Origin of the sequence: Streptomyces sp. NPDC050564 (genome assembly GCF_044457265.1) — a bacterium.
Lineage (GTDB): Bacteria > Actinomycetota > Actinomycetes > Streptomycetales > Streptomycetaceae > Streptomyces.
On record NZ_JBITGS010000006.1, the window covers coordinates 34,958 to 51,182 of the forward strand.

13 protein-coding genes are annotated in these 16,225 nt (G+C 70.3%); 8 read left to right on the forward strand and 5 right to left on the reverse strand.

Annotation, left to right across the window (positions count from 1 at the left end):
• Positions 1-198: 198 nt before the first annotated feature.
• The 4 genes from ACIBK0_RS11325 (at position 199) to ybaK (ending at position 4,275) form a co-directional block, all read left to right on the forward strand.
• On the forward strand, positions 199-1,779 hold the full coding sequence (locus tag ACIBK0_RS11325; RefSeq protein WP_399078103.1) for an oxidoreductase: 1,581 nt from the start codon (positions 199-201) through the stop codon (positions 1,777-1,779).
• Positions 1,780-1,976: 197 nt separating this feature from the next.
• Positions 1,977-3,008 carry a hypothetical protein gene (locus ACIBK0_RS11330; RefSeq protein ID WP_399078105.1) on the forward strand — a complete coding sequence of 344 codons (1,032 nt, stop codon included), beginning with the start codon at positions 1,977-1,979 and terminating at the stop codon, positions 3,006-3,008.
• Between the two features lie 11 nt (positions 3,009-3,019).
• Positions 3,020-3,757, forward strand: a complete 738-nt coding sequence (locus ACIBK0_RS11335; protein WP_399078107.1) for an LON peptidase substrate-binding domain-containing protein — start codon at positions 3,020-3,022, stop codon at positions 3,755-3,757.
• A gap of 14 nt (positions 3,758-3,771) precedes the next feature.
• Positions 3,772-4,275: a Cys-tRNA(Pro) deacylase gene (gene ybaK, locus ACIBK0_RS11340; RefSeq protein WP_399078109.1), complete on the forward strand. Its 504-nt coding sequence runs from the start codon at positions 3,772-3,774 to the stop codon at positions 4,273-4,275.
• Between the two features lie 260 nt (positions 4,276-4,535).
• Here ybaK and ACIBK0_RS11345 read toward each other — a convergent pair whose 3' ends face one another.
• The 4 genes from ACIBK0_RS11345 to ACIBK0_RS11360 form a co-directional block, all read right to left on the reverse strand.
• Positions 4,536-5,213, reverse strand: a complete 678-nt coding sequence (locus ACIBK0_RS11345; RefSeq protein ID WP_399078111.1) for an AAA family ATPase — start codon at positions 5,211-5,213, stop codon at positions 4,536-4,538.
• Positions 5,214-5,247: 34 nt separating this feature from the next.
• Positions 5,248-6,069, reverse strand: coding sequence for an ABC transporter permease (locus tag ACIBK0_RS11350; RefSeq protein ID WP_189187726.1), 822 nt, complete (start codon positions 6,067-6,069; stop codon positions 5,248-5,250).
• Between the two features lie 346 nt (positions 6,070-6,415).
• On the reverse strand, positions 6,416-7,387 hold the full coding sequence (locus ACIBK0_RS11355) for an ABC transporter ATP-binding protein (protein ID WP_399078683.1): 972 nt from the start codon (positions 7,385-7,387) through the stop codon (positions 6,416-6,418).
• Positions 7,388-7,537: 150 nt separating this feature from the next.
• On the reverse strand, positions 7,538-8,755 hold the full coding sequence (locus ACIBK0_RS11360; protein WP_399078113.1) for an NYN domain-containing protein: 1,218 nt from the start codon (positions 8,753-8,755) through the stop codon (positions 7,538-7,540).
• Between the two features lie 231 nt (positions 8,756-8,986).
• Between ACIBK0_RS11360 and ACIBK0_RS11365 the strand changes: the two genes are divergently transcribed.
• Positions 8,987-9,166 carry a hypothetical protein gene (locus ACIBK0_RS11365; RefSeq protein ID WP_399078115.1) on the forward strand — a complete coding sequence of 60 codons (180 nt, stop codon included), beginning with the start codon at positions 8,987-8,989 and terminating at the stop codon, positions 9,164-9,166.
• 113 nt (positions 9,167-9,279) lie between these two features.
• Here ACIBK0_RS11365 and dnaE read toward each other — a convergent pair whose 3' ends face one another.
• Positions 9,280-12,819 carry a DNA polymerase III subunit alpha gene (gene dnaE / locus ACIBK0_RS11370; RefSeq protein ID WP_399078117.1) on the reverse strand — a complete coding sequence of 1,180 codons (3,540 nt, stop codon included), beginning with the start codon at positions 12,817-12,819 and terminating at the stop codon, positions 9,280-9,282.
• A gap of 268 nt (positions 12,820-13,087) precedes the next feature.
• On the opposite strand from dnaE, the gene ACIBK0_RS11375 reads away from it, so the two are divergent.
• The 3 genes from ACIBK0_RS11375 (at position 13,088) to ACIBK0_RS11385 (ending at position 16,173) form a co-directional block, all read left to right on the forward strand.
• Positions 13,088-14,416 (forward strand): DUF2252 domain-containing protein, encoded by a 1,329-nt coding sequence (locus ACIBK0_RS11375; RefSeq protein WP_399078119.1) that lies wholly within the window; start codon positions 13,088-13,090, stop codon positions 14,414-14,416.
• Between the two features lie 92 nt (positions 14,417-14,508).
• Positions 14,509-15,195, forward strand: coding sequence for a hypothetical protein (locus ACIBK0_RS11380; protein ID WP_399078121.1), 687 nt, complete (start codon positions 14,509-14,511; stop codon positions 15,193-15,195).
• A gap of 129 nt (positions 15,196-15,324) precedes the next feature.
• Positions 15,325-16,173, forward strand: a complete 849-nt coding sequence (locus ACIBK0_RS11385) for a thioredoxin domain-containing protein (RefSeq protein WP_399078123.1) — start codon at positions 15,325-15,327, stop codon at positions 16,171-16,173.
• The last annotated feature ends 52 nt before the right edge of the window (positions 16,174-16,225 follow it).

The window sequence follows — 16,225 nt, forward strand, 5'->3', positions numbered from 1 at the left end:
AACCATGCCTGACCCGACGCCGGGAACCGTGGCTGACCCCACGCCGTGCACCGCCGTGTTCCGGCTGGTGAGTGGCTGATACCGGCCACCTTCGGTTCCGCGGAAGATCCCCTTCACCAGTAGCGTTCGGGCCGTCACTGAGCGGGCATTGGACGGTTGTACGAAACCCGCGAGTAGCTGGGGAGGAAGGTAAGTGCCGTGACCGAGGGTGCCGGCATCCGCAGTGGGGACCTGCCGGACGAACTGACCGCCGCCGAAGCCGGGATGTGGCAGGCCTTCCGCAACGGCAGCGTGTACGACCTGCGCAGCGGGAGCACGACCGTCGACGATCCGCACGGAGGCCATCCCTGGGGCCCCGAGCGCAGCGTCCGGGCACGGATCGTGGCGTGGCTGCTCCTCGACGGCCCGCCCGCCCTCCAGGGCCGGGTCTCCTCCCTGAAACTGACCGGCGTGCAGATCACCGACGTCCTCGACCTCGCGGGCGGCACCGTGGTGCCGTACGTCGAGATGAAGGGGTGCCGGTTCGAGAAGGAGATCCTGCTGCCGGAGGCGCGGTTCCAGACCCTGCGCCTGGTCGACTGCTCGGTGCCGCGCCTGGAGGCGGCCCGGGTGCACACCGAGGGCGATCTGCATCTGCCGCGCTGCCGGTTCCACAACGGCGTCCGGCTGACCGACGCGCACATCGGCACAGATCTGCTGCTCAACCAGGCCGTGGTCTACCGGGACCGGCGTGGGCGCTCGCTCACCTGCGACGGCATGACCGTGGGGCAGGACCTCCAGGCCGAGATGCTGGAGTCGCACGGCGAGCTGAGTCTGCGCGGCGCCACCGTCGGTGTCTCGCTGAGCCTGCGCGGCAGCAAGCTGAACAACCCGTACACGCGGCTCGCCCTGAACGCCCCCCAGCTCACCGTCAACCGCACGCTCTACATGACCCCCGCGGGCGTCGGCAATCCACTGCTGACCAGCGGCACGACCCCGGCGCGCGGCACGCTGGTGCAGCAGTTCGAGTGCCAGGGCGGGATCCGCCTCGACGACGGGCGCTTCGGGGACGCGGTCGACTTCGAGCGGGCCCGATTCGTCTTCGACGACGACCAGGAGCTTTCGCTGCGCCGGGTCCAGACGCCCGAGCTGCGCTTCCTCGGGGAGAGACCCGAGCGCGGCAAGGTGGTCCTGTCGGGCGCGCGGGTCGCCAATCTGGTGGACAGCGCGTCCAGTTGGCCGGCGCCCGGCAGCCTCCACATGGGCGGCTTCGTGTACGAGAGCCTCGTACCGCAGGGCGCGTTCCCGCTGACCCGGCGGCTGGAGTGGGTGGCGGCGGCGACCGCCGAGTACAACCCGGAGCCGTACGAGCGCCTCGCCACCGTGCTGCGCAACTGCGGAGAGGACGAGGACGCGCGAGAGGTGCTGCTCGCCAAGCAGCGCCGCCGCCGCGAGACCCTGCCGCTCGCCGCCAAGCTCTGGGGGTACGCGCAGGACTGGACGGTCGCCTACGGATACCGGCCCGGGCGGGCCGCGCTGTGGATGGCGGTGCTGTGGGCGGCGACATCGATCGCTTTCTCGCACGCCAGCCATCCGCCGATCAACGGTGACGGGCATCCGCCGTGGAACGCCTCGCTGTTCGCCCTGGACCTGCTGTTACCGGTGATCGACCTCGGCCAGGTCGGCTTCTGGCAGCTGCGCGGCGGCTGGCAATGGCTGGCCGCGGTGGTGATCCTCCTCGGCTGGATCCTGGCGACGACGGTGGCGGCGGGGGCGACGCGGCTGCTGCGGCGCGGCTGACGCGAGCAGTTCCCCGCGCAGAAGGGCAGCCGAAGCGATGGCCGGATCGCGGCTGAGGCGGCAGCTTTCCGCACAGATATCGAACAGGTGAACAACAGTCACCTTTTACTCGCCCTTGACCGCTCGGCATACAACCAATCGACGGTTACGAAAGCGTCACCGTACGCCTCTGGCACACCTCCGACCTGCGGCTTTCAATGGTCTTCACCATGGTTCTGCTGCGCGCGTTCATCCGTACGGCACGGATGGTCAGGAACACTTCGCGCCTCGCCGACGGACTGCCCGCCGACGACGAGGTACTGCTCGACGCCCCGGACGAGCGCCTCGGTCCCGCGCTCGTCGCGGCGGGCCGCGGCGAACACGGCCCCGCCGCCAAGCTGCTCGCCACCACGCGAGAGGCCGCCGAGTGGGAGAACCGCGACCGGTACGCGATGCGCCTCGCGACGTTCGCGCGCTTCCGTGACCAGTGGCTCCGGGACTGGCAGGAAGCCTCGGCGCACGACCCGGACGCGCTGCTCGTCAAGGCCGAGCTCGCGGTGCGCCGCGGCTGGGAGTCGCCCGCCCGCGTCGAGCTGCTGCGCCAGGTCGGCCCGCTGGTCCTCGCCGCCGCCGAGGGCGATCCGCGCGATCCGGTCCCCTGGCGGATCGCGCTCGACCACGCCCGCGGCACACATGCCGGGCACACCGAGTTCGAGAAGCTGTGGGGCGAGGCCGTACGGCGCTCCCCGCACCACTACGGCTGCCATGTGGCCGCCCTGCAGTACCTGTCGGCCGCCTGGTACGGCTCGCACCGCGAGTGCTTCGACTTCGCCGAGCGGGCGGCGCAGGACGCGCTGCCGGGCTCCCTGGTGCAGGCGCTGCCGGTGCGCGCGGCCTTCGCGTATCTGACCGAGGGCGGCGGTGCGGCGGTGCCGCGCGAGCGCCTCGACGCAGCAGCCGACCTCGCGATCGCGGTCTCCGCGACGTACGGCGCCGCCGATGCCTGGCCCGCGGAGGTCCGCAACCTCCTCACCTATGTGCTGATCCGGCTGGAGCGCTGGACGGACGCCCTGGAGCAGCTCCGCCTGATCGGTCCGTACGCCACCTCGTTCCCCTGGGACCGGGTGTCGGACGACCCGCTCGGCCAGTTCCTGGAGCTGCGCGACGGTGTCCGCCTGGAGGTCGCTTCCGGCATGCCCCTGCATCCACGGAATGGGCACGACAGACGCGCCCGCTCCGGCGACCATTAGGCTTTCGCGTCGTGACCACCGTCCGGCTCCCGCTCTTCCCCCTGAACTCGGTCCTGTTCCCGGGGCTCGTGCTTCCTCTGAACGTTTTCGAGGAGCGCTATCGCGCCATGATGCGCGATCTGCTCAAGACCCCCGAGGACGAACGCCGGTTCGCCGTCGTCGCCATCCGCGACGGCCACGAGGTCGCGCCCACCGCGCCCGGCATGCCGGACCAGACCGCCGTGCCCCAACGCGGGCCCGCGGCCGGCTTCGGCGACGATCCGGCGAAGGCCTTCCACGAGGTGGGCTGCATCGCGGACGCGGCGACCATCCGGGAGCGCGCCGACGGCAGCTTCGAGGTACTGGCGACGGGCACGACACGCGTACGGCTGCTGTCGGTGGACGCGTCCGGCGCCTTCCTCACGGCCGAGCTGGAGGAGCTGCCCGAGGACCCCGGCGAGGAGGCCGGGGCGCTCGCCGAGGGGGTCCTGCGGGCCTTCCGCCAGTATCAGAAGCGCCTCGCGGGCGCCCGTGAGCGCTCGCTGTCGACCGGCGCGGACCTGCCGGACGAACCGGCGGTGGTCTCCTACCTCGTCGCGGCTGCCGCGATGCTGGACATTCCGGCGAAGCAGCGGCTGCTCCAGGCCCCGGACACGGCGACGCGGCTGCGCGAGGAGCTGAAACTCCTGCGCGCGGAGACCGCGATCATCCGTAATCTGCCGTCGTTGCCGGCGTCGGACCTGACGCGCGGCCCGACGAGTCTGAACTGAGGCCGGAATCCTCGATGGCGAAGAAGTCGAAGAAACAGCAGCAGTCCGGGGGAACTCCGGCGACGGTGGCCCTGACCGCGGCGGGAGTCCCGTACACGGTCCACGCGTACGAGCACGACCCGGCGCACCCCTCCTACGGCGAGGAGGCCGCCGAGGCGATGGGCGTCTCGCCGGAGCGGGTCTTCAAGACCCTGGTGGCGGACGTGGACGGCTCGCTCGTCGTCGCGGTGGTCCCGGTGGCCGGTTCCCTGGACCTGAAGGCCCTGGCCACGGCAGTGGGCGGGAAGCGCGCGGCGATGGCGGACCCGGCGGCGGCCGAACGCACGACGGGCTATGTCCGCGGCGGTATCTCTCCCCTGGGCCAGCGCAAGAAGCTCCCCACCGTGCTGGACTCCTCGGCCTCCGCGCACACCACGATCTGCGTCTCGGCGGGCCGCCGCGGCCTGGAGGTCGAACTCGCCCCCGTCGATCTGGCGAGCCTCACGGAAGCGGTCTGCGCGCCTGTCGCCCGTGCGTGACCCCTCGACGTCCGTCCCGTCCTCGGTTAAGCAAAAGGGACATGTCGAAGAAAACACGGAAACGCAAGTGGCGCACCAAGAAGGGCCGCTCCAACCACGGCCGCCGACCGGCGTGACCCCTCACCCGTACCAGGGGGCTCCGCGCCCCTGAAAGGGGCGCGGAGAACTGCGCGAACGGGGCCCTGGCAGAGCCCCAGGCACGGACGGGCAGGGGCGCGGAGGGTCGGAAAAACGCCCGCGATCGCCCCGGCGCCGGGTGCCTACCCAGCCGGAGGCGCGGGAGGCGCCCCGTACGGGCTCTGGTACGGATCGGGGTCCCGCGGCCCGAACAGGGCGGTGAGCCCTAGGTGGACCACCAGCGCGGCCAGGGACCACGTGAGCAACGCCCCCTTGGCCCCGAGCTTCAACGGCGCGGAGAACGTGACCCCCTTGCCCACAGCCTTCGCATGCGCGACCACGTTCTGCGTGGGCCCGAGCCAGACCCCGACCCGCCAGGCCAGCAGCGACCCGAGCAACCCCCCGACGGCGAGCGCGACGACCAACGGCACGCCCCCACGCCGCCGCACCAGGAAAACGACCAGCGCGCTCACCGCACCGAACCCCAGCGCAAGCAAAGTGAACGTTCCATCGACCCCGATGGCCTGCTCACCCTCGGTGTCCTTCAGATACACCGCACTGTCGTCCGCGATCAGCGGCACATGCGGCGCCAGCCACCACCACAGCACCCCGAGCAGCACCCCGGCGACCGCCACCACCACGGTGATCACGGCGGCCTCTCGCACTTCGGTCTTCATCCCGGGGCCGTCCTGTCCGTACGAGGCTTCATACGCGGCCGGATAAGCGGGCGGAGCCCCGTGTCCGGGAACGGGCGAAGCCTGCCAGGCATTGTGCGGGGAGTGTTCATGCGGCGGCGGAGGCGGAGTCAGCGGAGCGGTCACACTGCCATCGTGCCAGGCCCGGCTGTCAGCCGCGTCACCGGACGGCTGCCCGACGGTAAGCCCAGGTCGCAAGGGCCAGCGAGGCCACCCCGACACCGGCGCAGACGGCCAGGTCACCGAGGACGGCGGCCCAGTCGGGATGCGCCCCGAAAGTCCGCGCGAAGGCCTCCACCCCATAGGTCGAGGGCAGCAGATCACGCCCGTACTGCACGACCGTGGGCAGCCGGTCCGCCGGCAGCACACCCAGCAGCAGCGCCGCCGACATCCCCAACTGCCCGAGCAGTGTGGCCAGTTCGGGCCGTGGTGCGAGCAGCCCGAAAGCGGCCCCGAGCCCGGCGAGAGCAGCGCCCGCGAGCGGAATCACGGCGGCGAGCACCCACAGATGCGCCATCGGCAAACCGAAGAGCACACAGCCGAAGACGGCGGTGGCGACGGTCCCGGGCACGGTGAAGGACGCGTACGCGCCCGCGGCGCCGAGGACGACGGCGGCCGGCGGCACGGGCAGCGTCGCGTAGTGATCGAGGCCGCCGCTGGCGCGCAGCTGCCCGAAGTACTGGGCGAGGAGGTTGAGGGCGACGAAGGCCACGACCAGGACCGACGACCCGGCCACCACGGCCCGCGCCTCGCCCCCGCCGTCCACCACGCCCCGCATCAGGATCATGATCCCGACGGACTGGAAGGTGGCCACGAACAGCAGCGGGATCCGCGCGACGCGCGCCCGGGAGAGCTGCGCGCGGTACACGGCGGCCAGCGACGGCCACAGCCGCGCGCGCGGCCCCAGCTCCGCTGCATCGCCGGCGTCCTCGGCCACGGGCAGCGCACTGCCCGGCAGAACTCCAGCGGGTACGACACTCACGTCGAGCTGTTCCCCTTCAGTACGGCAGCCGTCCTGTTCCCAACGCCCACGGCCTTCGCCGGGTTCCACACGCCCACGGCCTCCCCCTGGTTCCGCGCACCTACGGCCTCCCCAGAGTTCCGTGTCCCCACGGCCTCCCGCAGCTTCCGTACGCCCACAGCCTCCCGCAAATCCCGTGCACCCACGCACCGGTGCACCTTCCGTACACCCACAGCCGCCCGCGAGTCCCGCGCACCCACGGCCTCTCGCAAGTCCCGTACGCCCACGGCGGCCTCCCCGGCCGCGGCGCCCAAGGCGTCCAGCGGCTTCCGTACAGCTTCCCGTACGGATTCCGCGTTCCTCGCGCTCACGCTTTCACCAGCCCCTGCGTATTGCCCCCGAGCGCGAGGTACACGTCCTCCAGGCTCGGCGTGGCCAGGGTGAAGTCGTCGAGGGCGGCGAAGGCGGCGCCTCCGGTGACCGTGGCGACGGCCGCGCGGGCCTCCTCGGGGGCGAGCCGCAGGGTCCAGCGGCGGCCCGACTCGACGGCGCGTTCGCGCAGCGCGGCGACCTCGGGAACCTCGAGCGGGGCGCTCTCGCGCCAGACGAGTTCGACCCGCACCTCGCCGGCGACCTGCTCCTTCAGCCCGGCGGGGGTGTCGCAGGCGATGACGCGGCCCTTGTCGAGGACGGCGACCCGGTCGAGGACGGTCTCGGCCTCGATGACGTTGTGGGTGACGAGCAGGACGGTCGTGCCGTGTTCCGCGCGGCGCCGGTCGACGGCGGACCACACGGCGCGGCGGGCGACGGGGTCCATGCCGGTGGTCGGCTCGTCGAGGACGAGTAGCGGCCGCGCCCCCACGAGCGCGGCGGCGAAGCAGGCGAGCCGCCGCTGTCCGCCGGAGAGCTTCTTCAGGGCGCGGGAGGCGAGCGGCGCGAGGCCCAGTTCGTCGAGTACGGCGTCCCGCTCGGTCCGCGCCTCGCGCAGGTCCAGGCCGCGCAGCCGACCGGTCGTCTCGGCGGCGAGCGACACGGTCAGTTCGTCGAGGGCGGTGGACTCCTGGCCGAGGTAGGCGAGGATCCGCGCCGCGCGTTCCGGGTGGCGCACGATGTCGTGGCCGAGGATGTCCACGCTGCCGTTGTCGGGACGCATCAGCCCGGTCAGCTGCCGTACCAGGGTCGACTTACCCGCGCCGTTCGGTCCGAGCAGCCCGAAGATCTCGCCGCGCCGGATGTCCAGACTCACCCCGTCGGTGGCCCGCACCTCGGGCGTTGCCGGGGTGCCCCGGCGTCCGCGCACCGCCGGATAGGTCTTGGTCAGACCGCGCACGGCGCACACGACATCACCCTTGTGTCCGTTCCGGACTGCCTGTGCCGTGCGCGTACTCACGAAGGACGAGAGTACGGGGTCCGATGCCCCGTTATGCGCCCGGGGCCTCGACGCAGCCCCGGCGAGCGCTTGAGGCTCACTCTCGGCACAGGCTCCTGCTCACTCCCCCGCGGGAGCGTGTTCCGCCGCCGTGCGCACGTCGATCTCGCGCCAAAAGCCCGCCCGGATCGCGTACCGGTCGTGCTCGTCGATCTGGTCGTCCTTGTGCGCGAGCAGGCCGAAGCGGGCCGCGTAGCGCAGCAGCTCGCCGTCCACCCGGTGCGGAATCCGCGGGTACATCGTGGACAGCTTCTGCAGATGGCTCGGGTCGGTGAGGCGCTCCATCCAGCGGCGCGCGAAGACCTGCCCCACCTCGTACGGATCGCCGCCGACGGTGGTGATGTCCTCCTCGCGGTCCGCCCACCGCTGCTCGGCGGAGGTGAGCTGGGCGAGCGTGGGCAGCACGGCGGCGTCCGCGGACTCGGTGGCGCCCCCGGGCCGCTCGATCCAGCCCTTGTCGGAGGACCAGCGCAGCGTGGCGCTGGCGGGATGCTGGGCGGGCTGGGTGCCGGGGCCACGCAGCGCGGCCAGGTCCTTGGGCGTGGGGACGCCCTTGGGCGCGGGCACGCGCTCCTCCGTGCCGTTCTGCGACTCGGCCGCCGCGTGGTGCTCGACCTCCTGCGCGGGACGCTCGGTCGCCGTGGTGAGTGCCGACTCGGGCAGCGGCGCGGAGAGGATCGCGGCGATCTCGGGGCGCGGCGCGGGCTGCGGCGCACAGATCCCGCCGAGTTCCTTGGCGCGTACGGCCTTGGTGATCCAGGCCCGGTCGAGCACGCGGCGCTCGTCGGCCTCGGCGACCAGGTCCTCGGACTGGTTGTAGTCGCCGTCCGCGGCCTGTACCGCCCACAGGTGGACGGCGACGCCGTGCTCCTTGGCGGCCATCATGCCCGGCAGCAGATCCCCGTCGCCGGTCACCAGGACCACGTCGGAGCAGGCGCGGTTGCGCGCCAGCTCGGTCAGCTCGGCATGCATGGCGGCGTCGACGCCCTTCTGCGCCCACCGCCCGTCACTGCGGGTCAGCGCGCCCAGGCGCACCGTCACCCGGGGCATCACGCGCAGCCTGCGGTGCTCCGGCTGCGGTACGCGGTCGGGGGCGCCGTCGAACCAGTAGATGCGCAGCAGGGGCCGCTCCGTGTCGGACTCGGCGCGCTCGCGCAGACCCTGGATGAGGGCGGCGTGGTCGACGGTGATCCGGGAGCGAGAGGGTTCCCCGGCGAGAAGGCTGGCGGCAGCCCCGAGCAGGTACCCGGCGTCCACCAGGACGATGCAGCGGTCCACGCGGTCCACCCTCTTTCCGGTTTCCGGGAGGTTTGCTTCGGGCTTCCTTCGAGTCTGCCCGACCGTGCGGAGGTTAACGGCCGGAACTCGATCTTCGGCGTGGCGTATCGGGAGAACACCCCCCGACAGGCCTTATTACGCACGGTAATTCTCCGAAATGCGTTGGTTGTCAGCCTATGTGAATCTGGTCGCGGCCCTGGCCCCTAGATCCCCCCCAGGAGGCAGATCACCATGGCCAAGAACAAGAACCGCAAGCAGGGCAGCCAGCAGAACCGCGCCTCGCAGGCCGAGCAGGCCCACGAGCAGGCGCAGCGTTCCTCGGCGGAGCCTCAGCAGTCGCCGATCACGCACGCTCAGGGCAGCCCCGCGGATGTTGCCCGTAAGCAGCAAAAGCGCTTCGGCCACAACTGAGGCCCGGCGCGCGGGCTGTTGAAGCCCAGGGACACACCGAGGGGCGCATCCGTTGGCGGATGCGCCCCTCGCGTACGTCGGTCCGCGACTGTGTAAGCCCGCTCCTCCTTGGGTCAGCCCGCCAGGCAGGACGGGCCCAGCAGCACCTTCAGGTCGCCGAAGAGTGCCGGATCCGGCTTCACCCGGTGCCGGTCGAGCCGCAGCACCGTCGTCTTGCGCGGGCCCTGGAGCTTGATGCGGACCTCGCTCTCGCCCTTGTGGTGGCTGAGGATCTCGCCGAGGCGGCTGACCATCGGCGGGGTGACCTTGACCGCCGGGATGGTGAGGATCACGGGCGCGTTGGTGCCCGCGTTCGACAGGTCCGGGACCTGGAGCTCCATCGCGACCAGGCGCGGCACGTCCTCGCGCTTGTCGAGGCGTCCCTTGACGAACACGACCGCGTCCTCGACGAGTTGGGTCGACACCAGCTGGTAGGTCGCCGGGAAGAACATGCACTCGATGGAGCCCGCGAGGTCCTCGACCGTGGCGATCGCCCAGGCGTTGCCCTGCTTGGTCATCTTGCGCTGGAGGCCCGAGATGATGCCACCGATCGTCACGACCGCGCCGTCCGCGTGCTCACCTCCGGTGAGCTGGGAGATGCCCGCGTCCGCCTTGTCGGACAGCACGTGCTCCAGGCCGAAGAGCGGGTGGTCGGAGACGTACAGACCGAGCATCTCCCGCTCCTGGGCGAGCAGATAGGCCTTGTCCCACTCGTCGGTCGTGAACTCGACGTCGAGTCCGAAGCCTGGCTCGTTCGTCTCCTCCTCGCCCATCCCGCCGAAGAGGTCGAACTGGCCCTCGGCCTCCTTGCGCTTGACCGCCACCACGTTGTCGATCATCGGCTCGAACTGTGCGGTGAGGCCCTTGCGGGTGTGCCCCATCGTGTCGAACGCGCCCGCCTTGATCAGCGATTCGGTGGTGCGCTTGTTGCAGGCCACCGCCTCGACCTTGTCGAGGTAGTCGGGGAAGGAGGCGTACTTCCCCTTGGCCTTGCGGCTCTTGATGATCGACTCGACCACGTTCGTACCGACGTTGCGGACGGCCTCGAGCCCGAAGAGGATGACGTCGTCACCCTGCGCGGCGAAGTTGTGCACCGACTCGTTGACGTTCGGTGGCAGCACCTTGATGCCCATGCGCCGGCACTCGTTCAGATAGATCGCGGACTTGTCCTTGTCGTCCTTGACCGAGGTGAGCAGGCCCGCCATGTACTCGGCGGGGTAGTTCGCCTTGAGGTAGGCGGTCCAGTACGAGACCAGGCCGTACGCGGCCGAGTGGGCCTTGTTGAAGGCGTAGCCGGCGAAGGGGACCAGCACGTCCCACAGGGCCTGGATCGCCTCGTCGCTGTAGCCGTTCTTCTGGGCGCCGGCCTGGAAGATGGTGAAGTTCTTCGCCAGCTCGTCGGGCTTCTTCTTGCCCATCACGCGGCGCAGGATGTCGGCCTCGCCGAGCGAGTACCCGGCAATGATCTGGGCGGCCTTCTGCACCTGCTCCTGGTAGACGATCAGGCCGTAGGTGACCGCCAGGACCTCCTGGAGGGGCTCCTCCAGCTCCTTGTGGATCGGCGTGATCTCCTGCAGGCCGTTCTTACGGAGCGCGTAGTTCGTGTGCGAGTCCATGCCCATCGGGCCGGGACGGTAGAGCGCCGAGACGGCGGAGATGTCTTCGAAGTTGTCGGGCTTCATCAGACGCAGCAGCGAGCGCATGGGGCCGCCGTCGAACTGGAAGACGCCCAGGGTCTCGCCCCGCTGGAGCAGTTCGAAGGTCTTCGGATCGTCGAGCGGGAGGGCCAGCAGGTCGAGGTCGATGCCCTTGTTGGACTTCACCATCTTGACGGCGTCGTCCATGATCGTCAGGTTGCGCAGGCCGAGGAAGTCCATCTTCAGCAGGCCGAGCGACTCGCACTGCGGGTAGTCCCACTGCGTGATGGTCACGCCGTCCGTGTGCCGCACCCAGACCGGGGCGTGGTCGACGATGGGCTCGCTGGACATGATGACGCCGGCGGCGTGCACGCCCATCTGCCGGACCAGGCCCTCGACGCCCTTGGCGGTGTCGATGACCTTCTTCACATCCGGCTCGTTCTCGTACATCCCGCGGATCTCGCCGGCCTCGCTGTAGCGCGGGTGCGAGGAGTCGGTGATGCCGCTGAGGTCGATGCCCTTGCCGAGGACGTCGGCGGGCATCGCCTTGGTGAGGCGGTCGCCCATGGCGTACGGGTAGCCCAGCACGCGCGCGGAGTCCTTGATGGCGTTCTTCGCCTTGATCTTGCCGTACGTGCCGATCATGGCGACCTTGTCGGCGCCGTATTTCTCGGTCACGTACCTGATCACCTCGACGCGCCGACGCTCGTCGAAGTCGATGTCGACGTCGGGCATGGAGACGCGCTCGGGGTTGAGGAACCGCTCGAAGATCAGACCGTGCGGGATCGGGTCGAGGTCGGTGATGCCCATGGCGTACGCGACGATCGAACCGGCCGCCGAGCCACGGCCCGGGCCCACCGCGATGCCCTGGCTCTTGGCCCACATGATGAAGTCGGCGACGACGAGGAAGTATCCCGGGAACCCCATCTGGATGATGACGTCCATCTCGTACTCGGCCTGCTTCTGGCGGTCCTCGGGGACGCCGCCGGGGAAGCGGCGCTCCATGCCGCGGCGCACCTCCTCCTGGAACCAGGTGACCTCGGTGAAGCCCTCGGGGATGTCGAACTTCGGCATGAGGTTCTTCGCCTCGAACATGCCGGTCGTGTCGATCTGCTCGGCGACCAGGAGGGTGTTGGCGCAGCCCTCCTGCCACGCTTCCGAGGAGTCGATGGCGTACATCTCGTCCGTCGACTTCAGGTAGTAGCCGGTGCCGTCGAAGCGGAAGCGGTCCGGGTCGGAGAGGTTCTTGCCGGTCTGGATGCACAGCAGGGCGTCGTGGGCGGTCGCCTCGTGCGCGTACGTGTAGTGCGAGTCGTTCGTCACCAGGGGCGGGATGCCGAGCTTCTTGCCGATCTCCAGCAGACCGTCGCGGACCCGGCGCTCGATCTCGATGCCGTGGTCCATCAGCTCCAGGAAATAGCGGTCCTTGCCGAAGATGTCCTGGTACTCGGCGGCCGACTTCAGGGCCTCGTCGAACTGGCCGAGGCGCAGCCGGGTCTGGAGCTCGCCGGAGGGGCAGCCGGTGGAGGCGATGAGCCCCTCGGACCACTGGGAGATGGTCTCCTTGTCCATGCGGGGCCACTTCTGCAGCCAGCCCTCGGCGTACGCGTCCGAGGAGAGCCGGAAGAGGTTGTGCAGGCCCGTCTTGTTCGCCGCCCAGATCGTCTTGTGCGTGTAACCACCCGAACCGGACACGTCGTCGCGCTTCTGGTGGGGCTGGCCCCACTGGATCTTGCGCTTGTTGCGCCGGGACTCCGGAGCGACGTACGCCTCGATACCGATGATCGGTGTGACCCCCGACTTCTTCGCCGTGTGGAAGAAGTCGTACGCCCCGTGGAGGTTGCCGTGGTCGCTCATGGCGATGTGGGTCATGCCCATCTCATTGCAGGCATTGAACATGTCCTTGAGCCGCGCGGCACCGTCCAGCAGCGAGTACTGGGTGTGGACGTGCAGGTGCGTGAACGGCGGCTTCGACACGGTTTCGGCCTCCAAGAAGAACGATCGGCGACAGGCTGCGGACAGTCTGGGGGGACAGCGTCGAAGTCTATGCCGGGCCACTGACACTCCGCGGGGGATCACACGTACCTTCATCCGGGGTACTCGGATCCCAGGGCGTACCTTCGTCGACGGAGTCCGGGCACTCCGGCGGTTCGTCGTCCGTTGGAGGTGGACGGACCACCTTGTCCCCGGGGGCGGCGCGCCCGCCCCCACGTCACGCACCACCTGCACCAGGAGGCACCCAGCGATGTCGGTCCCGCAGCTCAGCGCCGAGCAACGCGGCGAGCAGATCCTCGCCGTCTTCGACACCGCCTTCGGCGAGCTCCTGGCCGCCGACCCGGCCGCGTTCCGCGTGAAGTTCCGCAAGATGGCGGCCTCCGCCTTCGCCTTCTACCGGGGCACGGCGGGCCTCTTCTACCACGATCTCGAGCAGGAGAAGCGGGGCGGACCGTACCTGGACGAGCGGACCTCCCGGGTCTGGATCCACGGCGACCTGCACGCCGAGAACTTCGGCACGTACATGGACGCCCAGGGCCGCCTGATCTTCAATGTGAACGACTTCGACGAGGCGTACGTCGGCCCCTTCACCTGGGACCTCAAGCGATTCGCGGCCTCCGTGGCGCTCATCGGCTACGCGAAGGCGCTGAGCGACGAGCAGATCACCGAGCTCGTCAAGGTGTACGCCGCCGCCTACCGCGAGCGCATCCACGCCCTGGCCACCGGCGCCAAGAGCGACGAGGTGCCGCCCTTCACGCTGGACACCGCCGAGGGCCCGCTGCTGGACGCGCTGCGCGACGCCCGCTCGCTGACCCGCTTCGGGCTGCTCGACTCGATGACCGAGATCCGTGACTTCGAGCGCCGCTTCGCGCCGGGCGGCGGCTCCATCGAGCTGGACGCGGCCACCCGCTACAAGGTGCTGGCAGCCTTCGACGGCTACCTGGAGACGCTGCCCGAGTCGTCGCTGGCCCGCCCGGACTCGTACCGCGTCAAGGACGTCGTCGGCCGCCGCGGCATCGGCATCGGCTCCGCCGGTCTGCCGTCCTACAACATCCTTCTGGAGGGCGCCACCGACGCTCTGGAGAACGATGTGGTGATCTACATCAAGCAGGCCCAGACCCCGGCCGTCTCCCGGCACATCACGGATACCGCGATCCGCGAGTACTTCCAGCACGAGGGCCACCGCACGGTGATCTCCCAGCGCGCGCTCCAGGCGCACGCCGACCCGTGGCTGGGCTGGACCGAGCTGGACGGCGCGGGCCAGCTGGTCGCCGAGGTGTCGCCGTACGCGGTGGACCTGGACTGGGGCGACATCGACGACCCCGAGGAGATCGCTTCGGTCGTCGCGGACCTCGGCCGGTCCACGGCCACGATGCACGCGGCGGCGGACGACGAGAGCGGCCACTCGGAACTGGTCCCGTTCTCCACGGAGCGGGCCATCGACGCTGCGATCGCGGCGGACGAGGACGGCTTCGCGGACCTCCTGGTGGACTTCGCGCACAGCTACGGCGCACGCGCGCGCGAGGACCACCAGATCTTCGTGGACCTGTTCCGCAACGGCCGGATTCCGGGCCTGTAGGCACGCCCGCCGACGCACTCACAACGCTCCCGTAACGCACAGGAACCCTTTAGGGGACCCTTACGGGAGCGCGTGGGAGACTCTCCTCCGCTATGGACATATCCGGGACCCCGCTCAGAGCCGTGCGCGCGGCGCTGTTCACGGCTTTCGTCGTGACGCTCTCCACCGCGTCGCACGTGCTGCTGTCCCGGGTCCCGCTGCCGCTGAGCACCGTGGCCGCGATCGCCGCCGCCGTCTTCGGCATCGCGTACGCCCTGGCCGGCCGCGAGCGCGGCTTCGGGCGGATCGCGGCCCTGCTGATCCCGTTGGAGCTGGCCGCCGACACCGTGTTCACCACGGGGCAGCACGTCTGTTACGGCAGGGCGGGCGGACCGGTCGCGGGCCCGCTGCGCTCGGTCGGCTTCGACGTCCTGTGCGGCGGCGGCAATGTGGGCACCCCGCTGGCACAGGTGACCGGTGCCGGCACCGACCGCGCGGCGGCCCTGCTCGCGCACGCCGACCCGGCCGCCGCCTGGCTGCTGCTCGGCGCGCACGTCGGCGTCGGGCTCCTCGCGGCCGCCTGGTTGCGGCGCGGCGAGCGGGCCCTGGACCAACTGCTGCGCGCCGTGGCCGCCGCCACCTTCCGGCCGCTGCTGATCGCGGTCGCCGCGGTGACCGTACGGCTCGCTCCGGCCCGCCGGCTGCCGCGCCCCACCGGCCGTACGGCCACCGTCCTTACACGCCTGTTCGTGCACTCCCTGGGACGGCGTGGACCGCCGTGCTCGGTCGCTTTCGCGTGAACGAGTCCGCCCGAGCTGCAGTAGGCCGCCCGGGCGACAGCATCCGCTGAGCGACAGCACCTGAGCACCAGCAGCCCCCCATACGTATCCCGCGTACGGCATGTGCGCGTCCCCAGGGAGATCACCAATATGAGCAAGCGGAACAGCCAGGCGGCGAAGACGGCGGCCCGTGAGAAGCTGCGCCTGGAGCGCGAGCGCCAGGCCAAGCGCGACAAGGTCAAGCGGCAGGCCATCGTGGCCGGCTCCCTCGTCGCCGTCCTCGCGATAGCGGGCGGCATCGGCTACGCCGTCGTGCAGAACAACAAGCCCAGCCACTGGGAGTCCATCAAGAGCGACAAGGTCGTCGCGCCCGCCAACACCACGGGCACGAACGGTACGACCGTCGTTCTCGGCAAGAGCACCGCGAAGAAGACCCTGAAGCTCTACGAGGACCCGCGCTGCCCGATCTGCGCCCAGTTCGAGCAGACGGTCGGCTCCACCCTGAAGAAGGACTTCGACGCGGGGAAGTTCAAGATCCAGTACATCGGCGGCACGTTCCTCGACGGCGACTCCGACAAGAAGGGCAAGATCAAGATCGGCTCCCGCGGCGAGGGCTCCAAGAACGCGATGAGCGCCCTGGGTGCGGCGCTGAACGTGAGCCCGGAAGCCTTCCTGGAGTACAAGACTGCGCTCTACTCGGCGAAGTACCACCCCGAGGAGACGGACGACAAGTTCAAGAGCGACGACTACCTGATCAAGGTCGCGGACACGGTCGGCGCGCTCAAGAACAACACGGCGTTCCAGAGCGCCGTCAAGGACGGCAAGTACGACGCCTGGGCGCTGGCCATGTCCGAGACGTTCAACACCAACAAGGACGGCGTCAACGGCACGCCGAGCCTGGTGATGAACGGCAAGAAGCTCACCGGCTCCGACGGCCAGAACGCCCCGATGACGGTCGCGGACTTCAACACGGCGATCGACGCGGCACTCAAGGCCTGAGCCACCGGCGCCTCGGCACACCGGCAACGGGCGCCGAGCACCGACCTGCGCC

Excerpts from the sequence above, each read along its gene's own strand:
- ACIBK0_RS11385 (WP_399078123.1), top strand. The coding sequence starts at position 15,325 with ATGAGCAAGCGGAACAGCCAGGCGGCGAAGACGGCGGCCCGTGAGAAG.
- ACIBK0_RS11380 (WP_399078121.1), top strand. The coding sequence starts at position 14,509 with ATGGACATATCCGGGACCCCGCTCAGAGCCGTGCGCGCGGCGCTGTTC.
- ACIBK0_RS11330 (WP_399078105.1), top strand. The coding sequence starts at position 1,977 with ATGGTCTTCACCATGGTTCTGCTGCGCGCGTTCATCCGTACGGCACGG.
- ACIBK0_RS11365 (WP_399078115.1), top strand. The coding sequence starts at position 8,987 with ATGGCCAAGAACAAGAACCGCAAGCAGGGCAGCCAGCAGAACCGCGCC.
- ACIBK0_RS11375 (WP_399078119.1), top strand. The coding sequence starts at position 13,088 with ATGTCGGTCCCGCAGCTCAGCGCCGAGCAACGCGGCGAGCAGATCCTC.
- ybaK (WP_399078109.1), top strand. The coding sequence starts at position 3,772 with ATGGCGAAGAAGTCGAAGAAACAGCAGCAGTCCGGGGGAACTCCGGCG.